At 51.0% G+C, this 21,267-nt stretch carries 16 protein-coding genes and 1 pseudogene; 5 read left to right on the top strand and 12 right to left on the bottom strand.

Annotated elements, in window-relative coordinates; genetic code table 11:
• Positions 1-176 precede the first annotated feature (176 nt).
• Positions 177-1,484, top strand: a complete 1,308-nt coding sequence (locus H9Q13_RS04870) for a hypothetical protein (RefSeq protein ID WP_191182589.1) — start codon at positions 177-179, stop codon at positions 1,482-1,484.
• 6 nt (positions 1,485-1,490) lie between these two features.
• Here H9Q13_RS04870 and H9Q13_RS04865 read toward each other — a convergent pair whose 3' ends face one another.
• The 7 genes from H9Q13_RS04865 to H9Q13_RS04835 form a co-directional block, all read right to left on the bottom strand.
• On the bottom strand, positions 1,491-1,961 hold the full coding sequence (locus tag H9Q13_RS04865) for a YbhB/YbcL family Raf kinase inhibitor-like protein (protein ID WP_191182588.1): 471 nt from the start codon (positions 1,959-1,961) through the stop codon (positions 1,491-1,493).
• Between the two features lie 353 nt (positions 1,962-2,314).
• Positions 2,315-2,563 (bottom strand): acyl carrier protein, encoded by a 249-nt coding sequence (locus tag H9Q13_RS04860; RefSeq protein ID WP_191182587.1) that lies wholly within the window; start codon positions 2,561-2,563, stop codon positions 2,315-2,317.
• A gap of 98 nt (positions 2,564-2,661) precedes the next feature.
• Positions 2,662-5,841: an efflux RND transporter permease subunit gene (locus tag H9Q13_RS04855; protein ID WP_191182586.1), complete on the bottom strand. Its 3,180-nt coding sequence runs from the start codon at positions 5,839-5,841 to the stop codon at positions 2,662-2,664.
• Between the two features lie 243 nt (positions 5,842-6,084).
• On the bottom strand, positions 6,085-7,140 hold the full coding sequence (locus tag H9Q13_RS04850) for an efflux RND transporter periplasmic adaptor subunit (protein WP_191182585.1): 1,056 nt from the start codon (positions 7,138-7,140) through the stop codon (positions 6,085-6,087).
• A 17-nt stretch (positions 7,141-7,157) separates the two neighbouring features.
• Positions 7,158-8,510, bottom strand: coding sequence for a TolC family protein (locus H9Q13_RS04845; protein ID WP_317173870.1), 1,353 nt, complete (start codon positions 8,508-8,510; stop codon positions 7,158-7,160).
• A gap of 70 nt (positions 8,511-8,580) precedes the next feature.
• Positions 8,581-9,042, bottom strand: a complete 462-nt coding sequence (locus H9Q13_RS04840) for a GbsR/MarR family transcriptional regulator (RefSeq protein ID WP_191182584.1) — start codon at positions 9,040-9,042, stop codon at positions 8,581-8,583.
• Between the two features lie 111 nt (positions 9,043-9,153).
• Positions 9,154-9,594: a DinB family protein gene (locus H9Q13_RS04835; RefSeq protein WP_191182583.1), complete on the bottom strand. Its 441-nt coding sequence runs from the start codon at positions 9,592-9,594 to the stop codon at positions 9,154-9,156.
• 431 nt (positions 9,595-10,025) lie between these two features.
• Here H9Q13_RS04835 and H9Q13_RS04830 point away from each other — a divergent pair, with 431 nt between their 5' ends.
• Positions 10,026-10,547 carry a YciE/YciF ferroxidase family protein gene (locus H9Q13_RS04830; protein ID WP_191182582.1) on the top strand — a complete coding sequence of 174 codons (522 nt, stop codon included), beginning with the start codon at positions 10,026-10,028 and terminating at the stop codon, positions 10,545-10,547.
• Positions 10,548-10,628: 81 nt separating this feature from the next.
• On the opposite strand, the gene H9Q13_RS04825 is transcribed toward H9Q13_RS04830, so the two are convergent.
• Entirely contained in the window at positions 10,629-12,245 is a 1,617-nt protein-coding gene (locus H9Q13_RS04825; protein WP_191182581.1) for an alpha-amylase family glycosyl hydrolase, read from the bottom strand.
• 157 nt (positions 12,246-12,402) lie between these two features.
• Here H9Q13_RS04825 and H9Q13_RS04820 point away from each other — a divergent pair, with 157 nt between their 5' ends.
• Positions 12,403-12,633 (top strand): hypothetical protein, encoded by a 231-nt coding sequence (locus H9Q13_RS04820; RefSeq protein ID WP_191182580.1) that lies wholly within the window; start codon positions 12,403-12,405, stop codon positions 12,631-12,633.
• A 7-nt stretch (positions 12,634-12,640) separates the two neighbouring features.
• Here H9Q13_RS04820 and H9Q13_RS04815 read toward each other — a convergent pair whose 3' ends face one another.
• The gene (locus H9Q13_RS04815; RefSeq protein ID WP_191182579.1) at positions 12,641-12,919 is read right to left on the bottom strand and encodes a GNAT family N-acetyltransferase; all 279 of its coding nucleotides are present in this window, start codon (positions 12,917-12,919) and stop codon (positions 12,641-12,643) included.
• 216 nt (positions 12,920-13,135) lie between these two features.
• Here H9Q13_RS04815 and H9Q13_RS04810 point away from each other — a divergent pair, with 216 nt between their 5' ends.
• On the top strand, positions 13,136-15,313 hold the full coding sequence (locus tag H9Q13_RS04810; RefSeq protein WP_394367972.1) for a glycoside hydrolase family 97 protein: 2,178 nt from the start codon (positions 13,136-13,138) through the stop codon (positions 15,311-15,313).
• Positions 15,314-15,519: 206 nt separating this feature from the next.
• On the opposite strand, the gene H9Q13_RS18165 is transcribed toward H9Q13_RS04810, so the two are convergent.
• Positions 15,520-17,997, bottom strand: a complete 2,478-nt coding sequence (locus tag H9Q13_RS18165) for a DUF7619 domain-containing protein (RefSeq protein ID WP_317173869.1) — start codon at positions 17,995-17,997, stop codon at positions 15,520-15,522.
• A 1,581-nt stretch (positions 17,998-19,578) separates the two neighbouring features.
• Positions 19,579-19,935, bottom strand: a pseudogene (locus H9Q13_RS18235) (hypothetical protein); the annotation flags it as partial.
• A gap of 260 nt (positions 19,936-20,195) precedes the next feature.
• Here H9Q13_RS18235 and H9Q13_RS04800 point away from each other — a divergent pair.
• Positions 20,196-20,627 carry an acyl-CoA thioesterase gene (locus H9Q13_RS04800; RefSeq protein WP_191182577.1) on the top strand — a complete coding sequence of 144 codons (432 nt, stop codon included), beginning with the start codon at positions 20,196-20,198 and terminating at the stop codon, positions 20,625-20,627.
• Between the two features lie 53 nt (positions 20,628-20,680).
• Here the strand turns inward: H9Q13_RS04800 and H9Q13_RS04795 are convergent, their stop codons facing one another.
• Positions 20,681-21,256 carry an NADPH-dependent FMN reductase gene (locus H9Q13_RS04795; RefSeq protein WP_191182576.1) on the bottom strand — a complete coding sequence of 192 codons (576 nt, stop codon included), beginning with the start codon at positions 21,254-21,256 and terminating at the stop codon, positions 20,681-20,683.
• Between the last annotated feature and the right edge of the window lie 11 nt (positions 21,257-21,267).

Here is a 21,267-nt window from a genome sequence, read left to right as displayed (position 1 = left end):
GATTGGAACATCCGGGTAGCTGCCTTTAGCCAAGTGGCGATACAAAGGTCAGGTTTCTGAAGGTATGAATAGTTTGGTTCCCGGTTTTCTGGTTGAACGGTTGTTGTAATTAGCTAAAGGCCAAACAACTACTCGTTACAGGAGTATGAATAAGGTATAGCTTCTTATGATAGTGTATGGCTGCAACCCCTATACCTCCCGGTTTTCAGGATATGCTCCAATTTGGCCTGGTGGAGGCCTTGCTCGGACGTAGGTCACGTCGTTTCTTTATGGGTGCCGAGATACCGGATGGTGTTTTCGCCTACAAATCACGACACGAGCCGATGCCGCTTTCCGAACTGGAGAAAATGCTGGTGGTCACGGCCTGTGCCGGCAATACCGGCTGGCACAACATGATCCACAGGGCGCAGCGCTATGCCCCACACTTGTCTAACTACGCCGCAGCCGCTGGCGGACGAACCTTTCCCTCTGCCGCCGGCTTCCATACCTCCATGACTTTCTTTACGGATGATGAAGGCGTGTATGTGCTGGATAACCGGGATGCGCCAGCCGCCGCTGACAGGGCAGCCGATGGCTCACTTGATTTGGACGCGGTAGTGCAGGCCATGCAGCGCCACGTCCGTAAACTGCAGGAGGGGCGGCTGAAACTGCCTGCCGAAGTGCCATACGTGGAGGCGCACAACACCTGGGTGACCAACCAGCCGGGCACGCTGCTGGTGATACCGGTGGCCGATTTGGCGCAGCATGTGCTGCTTGCGCTGTGCTACATGCTGCAGAATGGCCTGGTGCTGACTGATGACATCAATCGGCGGGCCATACCTGGCATAGAGCGTTTCCAGGGTATAGTGGATGTTACCAATACCTGGCCGATCACATTTGTGGAACAACTATCGCTGGCGGAAGTGTCCGTGGAGCTTTCTACTTCCTGTTTTGCGGGTGCCTTAATGTTGCAGGCCATGGGGCTCGGCGGCTGGATGTACGATGGCATCGACCCCTTCAGTGTGCTGGGGGCGAGTGACGCAGCTGGCGTGGAGGGACTGGGTTTTCGCTATGACAAAGATGACCGCTGGCCATACCCTAACCCAACCGGATTAGAAGGCGTGATGGAGGCCTATTGCCCACCGCACTACCCGAACATGCGGGCTGCAGTGGACGCCGTGTGTGATCGTAAGTTTGGGCAAGGAGGACCGTTCCATCCAGAGACTCCGGGCCCCTGGCAGGACTCGGCGAAAGTGAGGGGAGCAGCACAGGTGCACGATGAAGCGTTTCGGGAGTGTGTGGCCTTGCAGGCGCAGTATGTGTTGGATACCTTCGGTAAGTTCCCCGGCACGGTACCCTCTATCTTTATCATTACCTACCTGCAGGCCCATCACCTGGACCTTGATTTCTACGATAAGTTTTACAAGCCCGGCGCCTACCTGCACACCCATGCCGCGCATATGGCGCAATGGCACCCCAACTCAAATAAGAGGCAAGTAAAATAACACGGATCAGGCTGTCATGGCATTATACCTGTTGTACACGCCCATCAACTCGCCGGAGGCCAACACATGCGGACCCATAACCCGGAGGAGTCCCTGTTTGCCAGTACCTTCTTTTATCCCAAGCATGACATCCAGTGCATATACCTTAAAGAAGTAGTGGTGCGTGCCCTCTGGCGGGCAAGGGCCGCCATAATGCAGCTTGCCGAAATCATTGGTGCCCTGCACGCCCGGCACAGCGCCTTCTTCCACCATATTGGTAGGAGTAACGTTCCAAACCAGCCAGTGCGTCCAGATGCCACGCGGGGCGTCAGGGTCTTCTACAATGATGACAAGGCTTTCTGTATACTTGGGCAGGTTTCTGATTTCCATCGGTGGACTGATGTTTTCCCCGTCGCAGGTATAGCGAGTGGGAATGCGCTCTCCCTGTTGAAAGGCGGGGCTGGTCAGGTATAGTTTTCCGTGTGTTCTAGCGTCCATATCACTGAGTTTTTATGTAATTATGGCTGGAAATCAGGAGCCATCAGTTGTAAGAAGAAAGGCCTTAAATTATGCCCAGAGAGGGAGAATTTACACCAATGAATTTAATTTTAATTGGTTAAAGGATATTTTAACTATAATAACTGCAATTATTGACTTAAGGTTAACTGCTTTAGTTAAAAAAAAAGGGCGTTCACTAATTAAATATTTCCTTTAAGTGCAGTGGAGGCTTCCTCTGCAAGGTATGGAGTGCGAAAGCATGAGTACCGCAAACAAAAGCGCCTGCAGGTTAATGGGCTGCAGGCGCTTGAGACAAAAAAATAAATAAAATAAAACCAGGGCTTAACTGATGCTTATACCTGTCGGGCCGTGCTTAGCTGCAGGTAGCTCACCAAATCATCTATTGAATAAACAGGTATTTCATCGGGAATCACCACATTATACCTTTTCTCAACGGCCAGTATGATGTCCACGACATCCACGATATCCATTCCATTTTCCCAAAGACCTTTGGGACCGGAAAGTTTGTGGGGGGCGATTGCTTTTAACCTGCTTATAAGATGGATTACCTCTTTGTACAGGGTAGTTCTATGGTCTGCCATATGCTTAAAAAATAAAGGATAGTATTGAATCGTGCGTCCTCCCAGTGCTCCTCCTCCTGCACTGAGCGGCAGGAGGAGCGGGGGACTATAGCAAATGTTTAGTGCGCAAACTCATGCGCCATCTTTTTCTCTTCGAGCACCTTGGTTTCGTGCTCCAACTCTTCCAGCGACTTCTCTTCCAGTTCGATGACTGTCTTCTTGTCCATGCCCAGCTTGGCCAGGATGCGGTCGAAGCCGTAGTAGATGATCGGCACCACGATAAGGGTCAGAAACATGGAAGAACTCAGACCACCGATCAGGGCCCAGGCCAGGCCGTTCTTGGTGGCGGCCACAGAGCCCCCCGCCAAGGCGATCGGCAACATACCAATCACCATCGCCAGGGTCGTCATCAGGATCGGACGGAAACGGATCCGTACTGCTTCGGTCAGGGCCTCTTTCACTTCCACGCCTTCGTCTTTGAGTTTGTTCGTGAAGTCCACCACCATAATAGCGTTTTTGGCTACCAGGCCGATCATCATGATGATACCCAGGATCGAGAAGATGCTCAGGGACTGCGAAGCCAGCGCGAGGGCCAGCAAGGCACCGATGATCGCCAGCGGTATAGAGAACAGCACCACCAGCGGATACACGTAGGAGTCGTAGAGGGCCACCATGATCAGGTATACGAAGATGATGGAGGCCAGCAAGGCGATCCCCAGCGTTCCGAAGCCTTCACTCTGGTTTTTCATGTCGCCCCCAAACTCGTAGCTAACCCCCTTTGGAGCCGAAACTGCTGCCAGTTTTTCCTGTATCTCGGCACCAATGGAGCCGGAAGGACGACCGATGACCTGCGAGTTCACGTTCACGGAAGTCACGCGGTTATAGCGCTCCAGCTGCGACGGGCCCGTGGACTGCCGGATGTCGGCGAACTGCCCCAGTCGCACCAGCTGCCCTTTGTTGTTCACGAAAGAAAGGTTGGCGATGTCGGTCACGCTGCGGCGGTCGAATTCGTCGAGGCGGATGTTGATGTCGTAGTCTTCGGTGCCGGAGCGGAAGGTCACATCGGAGTTGCCGCTGAAGGCCAACTGCATGCTGGCACCCACGTTCTCCAACGACAGGCCAACATTGGCCATCTTGTCGCGGTCCACCACGACCTCAATCTCCGGGTTACCGCCTTCTACCGACATAACCACGTCAGCAGTACCTGGCACATCTTCCACCACCCGCATTACCTGCTGCGAAAAAGCCATTACGCTGTCCAGGTTTGAGCCTGAAATAATGAGCTGGATAGGGGCCTGTGAGCTGCCCACCAGGCCTACCGGCACCGGTGTTACCTCCACGTTCGGCAGCTTGCTTTCAATGTCGGCCTTGGCCTGACGGCTGAACTGCTCGGTGCTGAACATACGCTGCTTCACATCGACCAGCGACACCGACACATCAGCTTTGTAGGCCGTGTTCTGGCCCTGCTGCGACGAAGAAGTAGTGCCTACTGTCGTGAACACTTTCTTCACTTCCGGGAAAGACTCCAGGTAAGCTTCTACCTGGCGCGTGGCAAAGTTGGTTTGCTCCACGGTGGAGTTTTTGGGCAACTCCAGCTGCAGGCTCACCTCGCCGCGGTCGCCGGTAGGTATGAAGGCCGACCCGATAAAGCCGAGCGGCACCAGGGCAAACGAAGCAACCAGCAAGACAAAGGTCACACCCAAGGTGATGAACTTATGGTTAAAGGCCCATTTCAGCGTAGCGGTGAAGCCCTCGATGATACGGTCCAGGAAGCGTTCGAATGCCAGGATAAAGCGTCCGAAAATATTCTGATCAGATAGGTGTTCCAAGCGGGAGAAACGGCTGGCTAACAGCGGAATCAGTGTAAAGGCAACAAACAGCGAGATCATGGTGGAGACAGCCACCACCACGGCAAACTGGCGCAGGATGTCGGATACCAGACCCGAAGAAAGCGCAATAGGTATAAACACGACCACAATCACGAGCGTGATCGAGGTTACCGTCGACATGATCTCCCGGATACCGTCGTAGGCGGCCTGAGCAGGCTTTTTGCCCATCTCCATGTGGCGGTGAATGTTCTCGATCACCACAATGGCATCGTCCACCAAAATACCCACCACAAGCGAGAGTGCCAGCAGCGACATCAGGTTAAGGGAGTAGCCAAACAGGTACATGAAAATGAAAGTCGCCACCAAAGATGCAGGTATAGAGATCATCACGATCACGGCGTTTCGGAACGAGTGCAGGAAAAGCAACATCACCACGGCCACAAGTATCACCGCGATCATCAGGTCGTGGAGTACCGAATCGGCTGCCTCCAAGGTAAAGTCAGAGGAGTCGTTGGCGATATTGAAGTTCAAGCCTACATCGGCATAGCTCTTCTCCAGGTCAGCCAAAGCTTCCTTCGTCAGGCGGCTTACCTCCACGGCGTTGGCGTCCGACTGTTTCTGGATGGTGATACCCACCGATGGGTTGCTATTCACGCGGGTCAGTACCTCGATATCTTTCTGGGTGTCCTGTACTTCGGCCACATCAGCCAGGCGCACAATGCCGTTCACATCTTCCCGGATGATCAGGCCACGGAGCTGGTCCAGTGACTGGAACTTTCCGGCCAGGCGAATTTGTGTCTGTCCGCTTTCCTGCTTGATCTTTCCGGTAGGGAAGTCGAGGTTGGAGTTGCGGATTTTCTGCTGAATCTGAAGTATGGAAAGGTTATAGGCCTCCAGTTTGTTGGCATCAATGTTCACTTTGATCTCCCTTTCCTGGCCACCCAGAATCTTGATGGCAGCCATACCAGGTATGCGGGACAATTCCGGCTTGATCTTCTTGTCGATCAGGTCATAAAACTCGGTCGGCGACATGTTGGCCGTGGCCCCCATCTTGATGATCGGCAGGTCGTCGAAGTCAAACTTGTTGAGCGTCGGTGCCTGGGCATCGTCCGGAAGTCTGGCCAGAATGGTGTTGATTTTTCGCTGCGCGTCCTGCAAGCTTAAGTCAACGTTTGTGCCCTGGTTGAGCTCCACCACGATGATCGAAAAGCTTTCCAGGGAGGTGCTGCGCATCGTTTTCACGTTCTCGAGTGCCGACAGGGATTCTTCGATCTCCTTCGTCACCGAGTTCTCTACCTCGTTAGGGGAGGCGCCCGGATAGATGGTGGAGATGGTCAGCACCGGCGGGTTGAACTTCGGGAGAAGCTCGTAGTTAAGTGCCTGATAGCTCACAACACCCAGCAAAGTGAGGACCGTGAAGACCACCACCACCAGGGTGGAGCGCTGTATGGATATTTTGGTTATGTTCATTTCTAAATGTTCTTGAGAAAGAAGTAAATGCTATGTGAGAGCTCTTCTAAATATTGCTTAATGCTGCTTCGGATTTGCAATCCGCCTGCTTGTAGTTGTAGCCTTTGCACTTTCGGATTGCAAATCCGCGGATACAAACTTTCGGATTGCAAATCCGCGGATACAAACTTTCGGATTGCAAATCCGCGGATACAAACTTTCGGATTGCAAATCCGAAAGAGCACATTTCAATCAGCTTACAGTTTACTTCAGCACCGTCACTTTCATGCCTTCGCGCAGGTTGATCTGGCCGCTGCGAACCACCTGTTCGCCTGGTTGCACACCCTCCAGAATCTCTACCTTGTCCTGCGTTACCACGCCTACACGTACCTGGCGCTGGTTTGCAACACCGTTTTTCACCACGTACACAAGCGGGTTCTGGATGCTGCCCACGAGTGCCTCGCGCGGAAGCAGCATGGCATCCCGCTGATCGGCAATGTCGAAGGATGCCGTGCCGTACATACCGGCGCGCAAGTTGTTGTTGGCGGCGTTTTTCACTTCCACTTCCACATCAAATTTTAGCGTTGGGTCGGCCTGCGCGGCGATGGCCGTCACGGTGCCCTCGTATTCCTGCCCTGCGCCGGCGTCGGCTTTCACCTTTACCTTGTCTCCTTTGCTGATCAGGAGCACTTCGCTTTCAGAGGCTTTAACTTGCAGCTTCAGCTTGTCCACATTCACGATGTCGTACAGCTTCGTGCCAGGGTTCAGGAAAGAGCCCACTTCTACAAAGATCTCGTTTATCTCGCCACTGATAGGGGCGGTGATGCGTGTTTTGGCCAGGCGCTGACGGGCCGCTACTAATTGGCCTTCCGTGGCTTTGGCGTTCAGGCGGGCATCCTCCAGTTGGCGCTTGGTGATGGCATCGCCTGCAGCCAGATTCTCGAAACGCTCCAGGTCACGCTTGGCTTTCTGGGCATTGGTCTGGGCGGTAGCCAGGTCAGCGGCCATGGTGTTGCTCTCCACTTGCGCCAGCAGCTCGCCTGCTCTCACTTTGTCGCCTTTGCGCTTCAGCACACTCTTGATTTGGCCCTGTGTTTCAGAAAGAAGGGTCAGGCGCTGGATCGGGGCAAAGTTTCCCTGAGCCGTGAAGGACTTGTCGAGTTTGGCCGAAGCCACTTCCGTAATAGTCACAGGTATAGCCTCGCTTCTGATGGAAGCCACGGCGGCATTGGCGGCCATTTGCTCCTTGTTGCTCATCAGTTTAAAGCCTATAGCGCCCAGAATTGCAAGAACGGCGATGATATAAATCAGCTTTTTCATTTTGTGTTTTTTGGTGCTTATTTAGTTAATGTGTTTAGGTCGCCGGTAGCTTTCAGGTAGCCAAGTTGGGCCAGCTGATACTTCAGCATTTCTTTGTTCAGATTGGTTTTGGCTTCCCGCAGGCTTACCTCTGCCTCCAGCAGGTCGGTGAGCGGCGAGATGCCTTCCTTATAGAGGTCGTTGGTGGTGTCGTATACCTCCTGGGCCAAGGCCACATTGCCTTGTTGTGCCGCAATGGATGCCGAACTGTTCTGTAGCTGACTGATCGAATTCTCAAGCGCCACTTCCAGATTCTTGGTCAGTTTCTGGCGATCCGCCTCCAGCGATTTCAAGGTATATTCGGTCTGCTTGATCTGCGAGTGCTTGCGCATGCCGTCGAAAATCGGGACGTTGAGTTGCAGACCAATGATTCCTGTGCTGAACCATGGCTGACTGGTATCGAAGAAGTTGAACTCCTTGCGCATGGCATTGTACTGGTAGGTGCCTGTGGCGGCCAGGGTAGGGTAGTAGCCTGCCTTGATGTTTTGCATTTGAAGATCTGTGAGCTCGGCCTGTTTGTTCAGAAGCTCCAGTTGGGTCTGTCCCTGTATCAGGTCTTTGCTGCTGTTGAATGCCGCTGCGCCGGTGTCCAGGGTGATGCTTGCATCTGTCAAGGCGATGCCTTCCTCCAGTGGCATGCCCATGAAGAACTTCAGGACATTCATCTGCTGATCAAGTGCGCTGGTTAGGGTTTGCAGCTGGGTCTCCAGGTTGGTCTTGTTCACCTTGATGCGGTTCACATCCACTTTGCGGGCCAGGTCGTTGTCGTACTGCAACTGCAGGATCTTAGCCAACTGATTCAATCGGGTCAGGTTGGCGTTGATGATCTCGAACTGCTCTTTCGTCTGCAGGATCTGGAAATAAGAAGAACTCACGTTATAAATTACCTCTTCCTCCGTCATGGTTTTGCGCAGACGGTAAAGGTCCTCGCTGCTCCTGGCTGCTTTCAAGCCAACGAAGTACGACTGGTTGAAAAGCAATTGTGACAGCTGTATACCTGCCGAAGCATTGTATTTGGTGCCGAACTGCACCGGGATCATCTCATCCGGCTTTCCCTCGAACACGTTGGGGATCACCTGTACCGGTATGGCCGGAAACATATTGAGATTAGCAAAGCCATTTACCTGCGGCAGGCCGTTGCTCTTAGCCTCTTTTACCATGTATTTGGCGCTCAACTGATCATAAGAAGCCTTTTGCATGTCTTCATTATGCTCCAGGGCATACGTGATGGCCTGCTGCATACTCAGCGTCCGTACATCAGGCTTTTGCTGCGCAACGGTTGGCTTCACAAAAAGCAAGGCCATCCCTACGATTAAATATTTGATTCTCACGTTAGTTGTTTATTATGTTTTGATGTAAATAGTTAGTTCTGAAAATAGAGAACTATTGGCATAAAAAATTTTAGGATCTGGTTTTCTCCCATTCCTCTATCATGCGGGGCAACTCGCCTTTCATGTAATCCAGGAAACTGATGAAATCATTGAGTTTTTGGTCGTACATCGGGTTTTCACGCTTCCGCACTTCAAGCACTTTCTTGAGCAGACAATTCAGCACGCTCAAGTCTTCCATCTTTTTGGCGAAATGGTCGCGCCAGTTAGACGATCGGATTCGGAAATAGCGCTTGCGGTCACCCGAAAAAGTGGTGTACTCAATATGGCCTGTGTTCAGGAGCATGTTCAGGGCATTGCTGGTGGCACTCTTGCTGATGTTCAGGGTTTCGCTGATTTCGTCAAACGAGAGTTCAGGAGTGTTAGACACCAGTAAAAGGCCCATCACCCGGGCCACGGCTGGCTGAAAGCCATTGTTCTCGTGATAAATGCCAATTTCCTCAATCAGTTGTCGCTGTTTTTCGCTAAGAGCCATGTTGATCTGCCTTGTTTAAGTAGCTAACGATACAAAGGTAAGAGTTAGTTTCATTGGTTCATAATTTACAGAACTAATTTTTTGCTATGCAGTCTATTCTTTCCCCATAATTTATTCCAGTACCCGGCGCAGGTAGTTAATTTGGCCCAGATGGTAGTTGAGGTGGCCATGCAGGTGCATCAGGAAGAAGCCGGTGCTCATGTCGTGGCCAAGGATCGGCTGCGGATAAAGTTCCTGCAACCCCTCTTCTGGCAGCTGCTGCAAGGTATGGGAAACTACTGCCTGCACTTCCCTGATGCGTTTCAGAAGTTCTGTTACGGGAATACCTTTCTGGCTGAATTCTGCTTCCCGGTCTCGTCTGTATCCTGTATTTCCGAGGATGGCGCCGATGTAGGTGTTCAGGTTACCGACCAGGTGCAGGCACAGGTTACCCGCGGAGTTACTGATCTGGCCGGTTGTTTTCCAAAGATTTTCTTCGTGCTGAAACGCACGGATCTCCTCGGTAAGTTTGTTTAAATCCCGTTCAAATAGCGAGGTAAGTTCTTTAGTCATAGGCATTCCATTTAAGGTATAAAATTTAGTGCAAAGCCAAAGGTATAAGCTTGCCTGATACCTGAGAAACCAATACGTGAAAAAAGCACTGTGGGGGAATAGCTCCCATTTGCATGGCCTTCCATCGAAATAAATTGGCCTTAGAAACCAACGTGCAAAACGTAATATCGGGTATACGCCGGAACCCACCGCAAAATGAACTGGAACCAAGGGGTTAAAAGCCTTGCTATGTCGAAAAGACTAAGGTGACAGGTATAGCTTGGACCGGTTGTCTGGCAACTTGGCTGGAGACCCTTTTTAACTGGATAAGATCCCTGAAATATTTATGAAGATTGGACTAACGGTGCTGTTATTCAGTCGTTTATATAATGTGATGCTGTGGCTGCATTGGCCATCGGTGAGGTATAGACAACAATTTAAGCGTTTAAAAAATGGCAGAATTAAGAAGTTTGGAAGACCTGCTGAAGCATGAGATCAACGAGCTCTGCAAAGTGGAGGATGAACTGATAGAGGCAATGCCTAACATGGTGGAGATGGCGGGTGACCAGATACTCAAAATGGCATTGGAAAATCACCTCGAGCAGACCAAGGTGCAGCGGCTCAGACTGGACCAGGTATGCCAACTGTTGCCCAATGAGGTGAAGGAGGATAGGAGCATGTCGCCGATCAAAGGTATGCTAAAGCTCACGCAGGAGTTGTTGGCCGTCGACGCGACGCAGGAGGCCATTGACGCTGGACTGATTGCTGCTTCCCAGAAAATTGAACATTACGAAATCTCAGCCTATGGCACAGCTGCCCACTATGCCGAGCGCCTTGGCCACCTGGAAGTGGCGAACCTGCTCCGGCAAACATTGGACGAGGAAAAAATGGCTGATATCAAGCTCAATGAGATCGCCAAAAATTCAGTTAACCTGAAAGCCATGCAACCCGATGTGGAGCAGATGCAAGGTTAATACCTACTATAAAGGGCAAATTTGAACCCGCTGCCCCTCCTGAACTTAATTCGGGAGGGGCAGCGGGTTGATGTAACTTTCTTAATCCATACGGCCCGTTAACCGGATGATCATCCCTTCATCGCCGCTCAGGCTGACCTGGTCGTGTACGGTAACGCCTTCCCGCTCAGGCAAAGTGTCTACCTCGATGGTGCCTTCGAAGGGCAAATGTTCCGGAGAGAAGTGACAGGCTTTGTGACTCAGGTTGAGGAGTATCAAAAAGCGCTGGTCGGAGGTATAGCGCATGTAGGCCAGCACAGCTCCCGACGACAACACCGGACGGTAGTCGCCGACATGCAGCGCCGGTTCCTGTTGCCGCAGTTTGATCAGCTTTTTGTGGAGCGCCAGCATGGAATAAGGGTCATCCTGCTGTGCCTCTACATTTACACGTCGGTAATTTTCAGGGAGCCGCAGCCAGGGCTTGGCGTTGCTGAATCCGGCATTTTCGCTATTGTCCCATTGCATGGGGGTACGTTGCGGGTCTCGGCTCAGGTTCAGACCGGGCATGTTGAGTCCCTGAGGGTCTTGAATCTCTTCTTCCGGTATGGGTACATCGCGCATTCCGATCTCATCGCCGTAGTAAATGGTTGGGGTGCCGCGCAGTGTGAGCAGCAACATGGCCGCGACTTTGGCCTGATCGTGGCCCACACGCCCGGTAATGCGCGGCTGGTCGTGGTTGCCCAGCACCCAGTTGGGCCAACCTCCTTCGGGCAAGGCCCCTTCATACTGGTCGATGTTGGAGGAGATCTCACGGGCATCCCAGCCAATCGATAACAGCAGGAAATTAAAGGGAAGGTGCGCCCCGTTCTTGTCGGTGCCATAGTAGGTCATGAGCTTGTGGATGGGCAGGTATATCTCCCCGATCATCATGCGTTCCTCATATTCGTCGAGCACTTTGCGCATCATGTGCACAATGTCGTGCACTTCAGGCTGATCTGTGGAGTAGGCGGGTATCAGTTTCTCGAAAGTGGACTGATGCTCCTGGTAGTCGGGGTTGATGGGGTTGTCGCGGAATTGGTCATCCTTAATCATATGCCACATCACGTCTACCCGGAAACCATCCACGCCTTTATCCAGCCAGAAGCGCATCACATCCATCATGGCCTGCTGCACCTCCGGGTTGCGCCAGTTCAGGTCGGGTTGTTCTTTCAGGAAGGCATGGTAATAGTATTGCTGCGTGGTTTCATCCCATTCCCAGGCACTACCACCAAACACGCTGAGCCAGTTGTTGGGCACCGAGCCGTCCTCCTTTCCATCCTTCCATATATACCAGTCACGTTTGGGGTTGTCGCGCGACGACCTGGATTCTTTGAACCAGGGATGCTCGTTGGAGGTATGGTTGGGCACGAGGTCCAGGATCAGCTTCATGCCCCGATCATGCACGGCGCTGAGCAGTTCGTCAAAATCGTCCATAGTGCCAAAAAGCGGATGGATGTCGCAGTAGTCAGAGATGTCATACCCGAAGTCAGCCATAGGGGAGGAGAAGATAGGCGAAACCCAGATAGCGGTGATGCCGAGCGATTGGATGTGGTCGAGCCGCTGGATGATGCCTTGCAGGTCGCCTACGCCGTCTCCATTACTGTCCTGGTATGAACGTGGGTAAATCTGGTAAATAATGCCTTCCTGCCACCATAGGTATTTGTTCTGTCCTTCTTTCATTGTTTTCGCTTAAGCTGGTTTGTTCATAAGCTGCCAGGCGCAGCCGGTGCTAAATCTGAATGGCTTAATGTACGGGATAAAACCGGTGTGGATATAGAAAGCGACTAACTACTACACCCGGCGTGCGTTATAAATATTTGATAGTAAGTTGATTAAAATGGACCAAACCGTCGTTTCCTATTTCTCCGAATTTGGCATCATTCTGATGATCGTGTGCCTGATGGCCCTGGTGTTTTATATCTGGAGTGTTGTGTGGGCCTATCAGGATGCCCGGCGCCGGGGAAAATCCGGTCTGCTGGTCGCCCTGATGGTGCTGTTGATGGTATGGCCGGTGGGCCTGCTGCTCTGGCTGGCTTTGCGGCCTCAGGTTGCACAAGAGCAGGCTTAACCCGCTTTCAGATCCAACAGACGATATCCTCGTATTCCTTGTGGCGTTTCACATATGTCTCCACGACAGGGCAGGAAGGTATGATACGGCAACTGATAGAGCGTGCGTGTTCCAGACCGGTTTTCACCAGTTTATCGGCCACTCCTTTTCCACGGTGGCTTTTTGGCACAAAGGTGTGGTCAAAGTCCATGTGACCTTCCTCGGTAAAGGTATAGGTGAGCTCGGCCTCCTCCTCGCCTATAATGGCGTAGAATCGAAGTTCCTTTTCGTCGTGTAGTATTTTCATAGGGATTAGGTATAGCAACTGAGCTAGGTATACGAGAGTCGGGTAGCGGTGATTGTGTCTCAATTACCTCAAAATCAGGTATAGAGGAGCGCTTATCAGCAACAGTTACATACAAAATGCAATATTTAACGTAATTTGCCAATTCGAATCAACTGTGCAGCCTGCTGTTTCCTTTAGGCTGAAAATGTCTTTTCTTAATTAAACCATAACTAAACTATGCCGCAACCAACACCAATGCTGCAGACTCGCCGCCGGACCATGCGCGGGTTCTCGCTTTTCATTCTCCTGTTCCTGGTTTCCTTCCTGGTCAATGCACAGACAATCACGTCGCCGGACAAAAACCTGTCGATGAAGTTTGAGCTGGCCGCCGATGGTGTGCCAACCTACCAGCTGACCTACAAAAAGAAGCCAGTGATCAAGCCAAGCAAAATGGGCTTTGAGATGAAAAACGTGCCGTCGATGATGAACGGCTTTACCGTAGCCAAAACGGAACAGAACACCGTGAACGATACCTGGGAGCCGGTTTGGGGTGAGCAGAAAACCATCCGCAACAATTACAATGAGTTGCTGGTGACGCTTAACCAGAAGGAGCACAAGGATCGCCACATCCGTATCCGTTTCCGTTTGTTCAACGACGGGCTTGGCTTCCGCTACGAGTTCCCGCAGCAGGAGGAGCTCAAATATTTTATCATCAAAGAGGAGCACACCGAGTTCAACCTGACCGGTGATCACAAGATCTTCTGGATCCCAGGTGACTACGATACCAATGAGTATGCCTATACCACTTCGCAAATCTCCCAGATCCCGGGCCTGATGGAGAAGGCCACCATCGACGTGCATGCCCAGCACCCGATCAAGGCGCTTTCTGTGCAGACGCCTTCCATGATGAAATCAGCTGATGGACTTTACATCAACATTCACGAGGCGGCCTTGCTCAACTACCCGGCCATGCACCTGAACGTGGATCCAAAGACCTTCAGGTTCAGCTCGCACCTGACGCCAGATGCCATAGGCAACAAAGGCTACTTGCAGACTAATGCGCACACTCCCTGGAGAACCATCGTAGTGAGCGATAAAGCGACAGACATCCTAGCCTCCAGGCTGATCCTGAACCTGAATGAGCCAACAGCTTATGAAGACGTGTCCTGGATCAAGCCGGTGAAGTATATCGGCATCTGGTGGGAGTACTTCGTGGCTGGCAAAAGCTCCTGGGCTTACGGCAAGGAGACGAATGTGAAACTTACCGATGACCATACGAAACTGACACCGAACGGCCGCCATGGTGCCACCACCGAGAACGCCAAAAAGCACATTGATTTCGCTGCCGAGCATGGTTTTGACGCTGTGCTGATTGAAGGCTGGAATGTGGGATGGGAAGACTGGTTCGGAAACTGGAAAGAGGAAGTGTTCGACTTCGTGACTCCGTACCCTGATTTTAATGTGAAGGAGCTGCAGCAGTATGCGGCGTCGAAAGGCGTGCGCGTGATGATGCACCACGAAACTTCCGGTGCGGCCACAAACTACGAGCGCAGACTGCAGGACGCATTTCAGTTTATGCAGGATAACGGATACAACTCTGTGAAGACCGGTTATGTAGGCAAGATCATCCCGCGCGGTGAGCACCACGACGGGCAGTGGATGGTGAACCACTACAATCACGTAGCCAGAACAGCGGCCAAGTATAAGATCACGATCAACAGCCACGAGGCAGTACGCCCGACTGGTTTGCACCGCACCTTCCCGAACTGGCTGGCGCAGGAGTCGGCCCGCGGAACTGAGTTTGAGGCAATGGGTGGCCTTGCCCCGGAGCATGCGACTATTCTGCCGTTTACCCGCCTGATGGGTGGTCCGATGGACTATACCCCGGGCATTTTTCAGACGGACCTGTCGTACTACCATGGGGGTGAGCAGCGCGTGAACACTACTTTGGTAAAACAGCTTGCCTACTACGTGACTATGTACAGTCCACTGCAGATGGCTGCTGACATACCTGATAACTATACCCGTTTTCCAGACGCCTTCCAATTCATAAAAGACGTAGCCGTAGACTGGGATGATACCTGGGTACTGGAAGCAGAGCCAGGCGATTTTGTAACGATTGCCCGCAAAGCGAAAGGCAAGAACGAATGGTATGTAGGCGGTATCACGGATGAGAACACACGATCGGCTACCATCCGTTTCGATTACCTGCCAAAGGGCAAAGACTATATTGCCACGATCTATGCCGATGCAAAAGACGCCAGCTGGAACAAAAACCCACAGAAGTATACTGTGAGCAAAGTACGCGTGAACTCGAAAAGCGTGCTCAAGCAGCACCTGGCCTCAGGCGGCGGTGTGGCTGTCAGCGTGAAGGAGGGAAGCAAGCAGGAGCTGAAAGATTTGAAAAAGCTCTAAATCAAGCTAGTTGGATAAAGATAAAAAGCGCTGTACACCTTTGTACGGCGCTTTTTTTATGCCTCACGATTTGTAACAGTATCGCGACAAGTTAGCGGGCTACTCAACCGCTGCCAATGATCAGGGAGCGGCGGTCGTGAAAAAACAAAGCCATTCAGTGAAGATCCTGAATGGCTTTAATGTGATACACTTATTTTGAATACTTATCAGAGCAAGGTCAGTTTTTTGATAACGGTGCCTCGATCAGTTTGGACCTGCAGCAGGTATAGGCCTGCAGTTGCATTTGGCAGAGCTATTTCCACAACTTCAGGCCGCGGACTGCCTAGTGTTGCTTTGTGCTGCAGCCTGCCTAGTGCGTCAAACACCTCGATGGCCTGCACCTCAAAATCGGTGTGGCGCAGGCTCACGGTGAAGCGGCCGGTGGTTGGGTTGGGGTATACAGTGATGGCCTCGTCTAGGCTAAGCTCTTCCACCACGAAGTCGGTTGTACTGATGGCCATGCCCCCATAGCCCGTGATTTTCACCTTGCCGGTGGCGGCACTTCGTGGTACGCGCACTTTATACCTGTCTGCTGATGTCTCAAGCACCAGTGCCGGCTGTCCGTTAAATTCTATTCTGTCCTGCTGGCCCATCACGCCGAAATTAACCCCGCTGATTTCCACCACGGTACCTACCGCCCCTTTGGCAGGCTGCATAGCGCTGAACTTGGGCCCCGGAATAACCTGGAACGCTGTAGCGCTACTTGCCTTGCCGCCGGGCGTCTCTAGTGTGAGAAACGCTGTTTCGGCCTGTTCAGGTACTTTGACCAGCAGCTGGGTTGGGCTTGCCTCCAGCACCTGCGCCTGGGATAATCCGAAGTATACCTTGTTCCGGCTTTTGTCCGGGGCGAAGTGCTCTCCGATGATGCCGATCGTGGCACCTACGATGTCAGTGTACTTGCTAAGGTTGCTAATGGTGGGCTGGTTCCAAACCACATAGGAGGAGGTGCTCACAGTTTCGCCCCCCTTCGTGCTGATGGTAAAAGCGCCCGTCACAGCTCCGGCAGGTACCTCAATGGTCAGGGAACTGGCTGACATGCTGATGATCCTGCATGCTGCAGCGCCAAGTTTTATACTCTGGAACATCTCAGGTTGCAGGTGATCACCTGTAATCGTTACAGTCTGGCCCACTTTGCCTTCCACCGGACTAAAACTCGAGATGACAGGTGGCTGGTATACCTGGAATGACGCTGTGGAGGTGGCAGCTCCGTCTGGGGTGACTACCTTCAGCTTGCCGCTCGAGGCACCCACCGGTACCAACACTTTCAGCTCTGTGGCGGTGGCGTTCACAACAGTAACCAGCCTACCGTCGAGGTATACCTTGTTCCGGGAGGCATCAGCTGCAAACCGCTCACCCGTGATCGTGATCTCTGCGCCATACCTGCCGGCGTTTGGTGCAAAGCTTTCAATACCCGGCGTTGCCAGCACATCCTCCAAATGTAAGCGCACGACCTCGTTGATCACCGGAGGCATATTGTAAATGCGGTTGATGGTGATGTTGGTGCGGATAGGGGAGTTGAAGTCGAAGAAGATGTCGGCAAAGTTTTCCACGGCGGTCTTCTCCGGAAGGTCGGCCTTGGGCTTAATGCTGAACTGGATGTAGCCGTGGCTGCCCGGTTCGTTTGTGGTGGAGTAGGGCAGCATGATGTTATCAAAAGTCCAGGTGAGGACCGGACGGCCTTTGCCGCTTACTTCAAATCTGGCCTTATGCGAGGACGAGCCCACTTGCAGCGTGGAGAGGTCGAGGTGCTCAGAAAGAGTATCGACCACCACCACACGATAGGCCACATCGGTGCCCGTGTTCTGGAAGCGGATCTTGTACTTGAGCGCCGTGTTTGTCGGCGTATAGTGTTGGTCAGTCCTCCCTACCGGGGTCACCAGTTTGTCGTTGGGGTCGTAGGAGTCGATAATGGGCAGACACTCTTCCGCTACCTCGGCCTCTTCATCGTCGGTCGGCATCAGGGTCACCTTGCCCGTGCTCGGGGCAGAGTTGGCCGTCGTGCCAGGGCAGCCTTCGATCGTCACGCTCACCAAGGTGTTGTCGCCGTTGCCCTCAGGCTGGCCTGCTTCTATTCGCCAGGTATAGCCCATGGAGGGTACCCAAAAGACCATGCTGTCGCCGGCGGCAAGCCGGAATTGCTCTACAGAGGCGAGCTCGCCGTTGGCGTACTTGCGGTACAGCTCGGAGGTCTCCATGTCTGCGGTGCCGGTGTTGCGCAGCACAAAGCGGATCATGCCTGTCTCAGGGTGGCAACGGCCGGTGATGGAGACGGTGGGAGTGGGCTTGACAGGCATATTGTTGGAGGGCGTAATCCAAGCGCGTGTGCAGACTGTTCGGCCACGCACCGACTCGTCGCCACAAGTAACGATGTCCTGAACGGTAATGGTACCGGATTGACCTCCTGCCAGATCACCAACTGCGAATTCATAGGTGCCGTCAGCAAGGCGGGTATAGGGTTTATCAGCCGAGAGCAGTTCTACCTCTTTAGGCAGCTTCAGGTACACTTTGGCATTTGGGGCAGTGGCGAAACCAGTATTGCTATACCTTACTTTTGTCGTGCTATCGAAACAGCGGCGCCGGCGCGTGGAAGAGACGCTGACCTGAAGGTGAGGGGAGAGGGTGACGCGGTTGCCAAAGTCAGCCACTACTTTTTGATTGCTATTTGTATCAAATTTGACAGTTGGTACAATACCATTAGGTGGACAAAGCTGTTTGATATCCCTGCCTAAACCTTGTTCAGGTAAAAGTTGTTTTACAGTGTAATCGCCTGCCCCAATTATGAGGTTATAATTGCCAGATTGATCGGTTTTAGTGTAATATGGACCCGGTGTCACCATCACCACAATTCCTTCCAAACCTTGCTCATCAATTTCTTTTTTACAATTACTATTTGTGTCATAGAAAACAGTTCCAGTGATACGATTAGTTGGCGTAAGGGAAGTGCTATGATAGAAGCGAATAGTATTGAAAAAATGATAGTCATCTTTTAAAGTGGCTCTGATAGTTGCCCCATCCGGGGTAACACTTAATTCTGTCCGAACGGTTGTGCCTGTATAAGCACGACTACCTTGCACGGTACTTAAGATCTTACCACTTTTATCATACTTTCTTATGGTAAGTCTATCAGCGACATAAATAGCGCCCATAGCATCTACAGCTAAGGACGAAGGTGCTTCCCAAGGTAAAGGGTCAGTGTCACGTGCATTGAATTGTAAAAGCAATCTTCCTGTTTGGTCGTATTTTTTTACACTGTGCCCTTGTATAAGATAGAAATTGCCGTCATAGCCCAACGTTATATCTATAATATAATTTGATGCATCAACTAGTTCTACATTGAGTAAAACATCTGAAATGAGGGTGCCTTGTTTATTAAACTTCAAGAATCGTTTGCCATCCGTGAGGAACATGTGATCTGACTGATCAAAAAATAGCCTTTTAGGAGAAAAGTTGTGCTCTACATTTGATGGTAAGGTTGTTATACTTGAGATATACTTGCCGATAGAGGAATACTTGTGAACAATCCCACGTTCAAGATTAGCCAAGACATGAACAAAACCTTGGTTATCAATCGTGATGTCTTCAATGATTGTTGAATTCTTTAGATCGCTCGGGACTTCGAAGCTTTCTCTCCAAATCCCATGATAGTTAAATAACTGCACCCAGTGTAATGTAGTATCATTTTGCGTCGTTGTTTGATTTGCAGTATAAAAGTTACCACTGGCGTCGAATGTAACCCTGGATTTGTTTAAGTCTAGATAAGTCGCATTGTCTGCATAATGCTTTCCGTATGAGAGGAGCCAGAAAAATGATGAATCAAATTTCTGTAATCTATTATTTCGGGTGCTACTATCTATTTCCAAGAGGTAAAAGTATCCTTCTTGATCAATGTTTAGGCGAATCTTTGAAGTATTGATGTCCCATACTCCTCTGCTAAACAAAGTCTCAAGTAGTTGACCATCACTTGCATACTTGTTTGTATACAATGGCCCAAACGAAATAAAAATGTTGCCCTCAGGATCGATTGCTACATCATTTAAGTCATTTAGATCAATAGATAGATCGGTAGTGCCATTAGGCAACAATCGCTGAAAGCGATGCTTTTCAATTATATTGATCTTGTTATCGGAATCGATTTTAATTTGAGTGGGCAAATTAAGAGTGCCGTGCCCGTCTCCTGATCCTCCTATTATCTGTAGAAATTTGCCATCTTTATTGAACTTCTGTATCCGGTAATTGTATGTATCAGCAACGTAAACGTTTCCTTGTGAGTCTAGGGCAATATCTCGAGGTGAATCAAAGTTTCCTGGCTGTTGACCTTTCCCACCGAAAGACAATACTAACTCACCTTGGAGGGTATATTTATAGACTTTATGATCATCTCTCACAAGGTAAAAGTGACCTTCGTTATCTAGCGCAATTGAATGACCAGCAAATTCATGGTCTATGAAAATTTCGCGAACATGCAGTTCCGAAAGATTGGCTATATCTTTAAAATAAATTTTGATACTGAATTTGTCAACCACATAAATATCCCCATTATCTGCCACGCTGAAATCATGTGGATTGCTAAGCGTTTGTCCCATAATATTACTAAGGGCATAGGAGTGTTCTTGCGCAACTACTTTTGAGAAGAGAAAGAAAATAAAGCAAATAAGTAAAATTGTTCTCATAGGCTGAAATTGACGGAATAATGGAAGGGTAAATATAATATTATAGTATAATTATTTTCCTATATGCCAGCCAATTAACCCAGTTTTTACTTAAAAACAGCCTGTGTTATACCTGGGTGAATTAACTTTGCAGTTTGCCAGACGTTATAACACCCAATCATCTAGAACTTTAAATGTCCCATACCTATACCGGCAAAGTGATGTGGTCGCACCTGGATGCGAACATGCACATGCGCCACTCTGCCTATGCCGACTTCGCGGCGCAGGCCCGAATTGAAGCCCTGGAAGAACTTGGGTTGGATCTGAAGACGTTTCAGCGGCTACACATTGGCCCGATCTTATTCAGAGAGGAAACCATGTACCTGCGGGAGGTAGGTATAAATGAGGAGATCACCATTAAAACAATGCTGACCGCCAGCCGGAAGGATGGTTCCCGGTGGGCATTGCAACACGAACTTTACAAGGCTAATGGCGTGAAAGCCGCAGTCATCAAAGTAGAGGGTGCCTGGATCGACACCCTGAAACGAAAACTGGCCACGCTGCCCGAAGAGCTGGCACAGCATTTTATGGAACTGCCACGCAGCGCCGATTTTGCAGAACTCTAGGGTAAAAAGCTATATCCATACCTGTGTGACCTCAAGTAAAGGTATAGCTTGTGTCAGGATTTGTCAGCTGATTCATCCATTTTAGCCTTTGCCTCCATACACCACAGCAGTTCCTGTATAAAGTGATCGGCCCGTTTGTCGGTCGCCTCTTTGTCAGCAGGATCGCCTTCTTCGTCGTAGTTGTCCTGCACCTTCGGTAACGGAAACATGGCGGGCACTGTCCAGGCGCGAATTTTCCAAAGCGAGAACTGAAGCGAGGTAATTACCTGTGAACCGCCAAAGGCACCCCCGGACACTGTAGAAATGGCAACGGGTTTGCGATGCCACTCCTCGTACAAAAAGTCCACTACATTCTTCAAGCTGGCCGGGTAGCCGCCGTTGTATTCCGGTGTCACAATGATAACACCATCAGCCTGAATGATTCTGTCTCTGAAATCCTTCATTTTGTCGGTTGGCTCGTGCTGTCGGCTAAAGCGTTCGTTAAAAACCGGAAAGTCGTATTCCTTCAGGTCCAGTATTTCGACTGAGGCCAGCTGATGCGACTCAATGTACTTTTGGAGGTAAAGCACCACCCGGTGACTTTTACGCCCGGTGCGGACGCTGGAGGAAATGATGGCAATGTGGGGCATGGCGTTTGTTG

The sequence above is a fragment of the Pontibacter aquaedesilientis genome, from assembly GCF_014773225.1.
Classification (GTDB): domain Bacteria; phylum Bacteroidota; class Bacteroidia; order Cytophagales; family Hymenobacteraceae; genus Pontibacter; species Pontibacter aquaedesilientis.
This window is presented reverse-complemented; position numbering and strand designations above follow the sequence as displayed.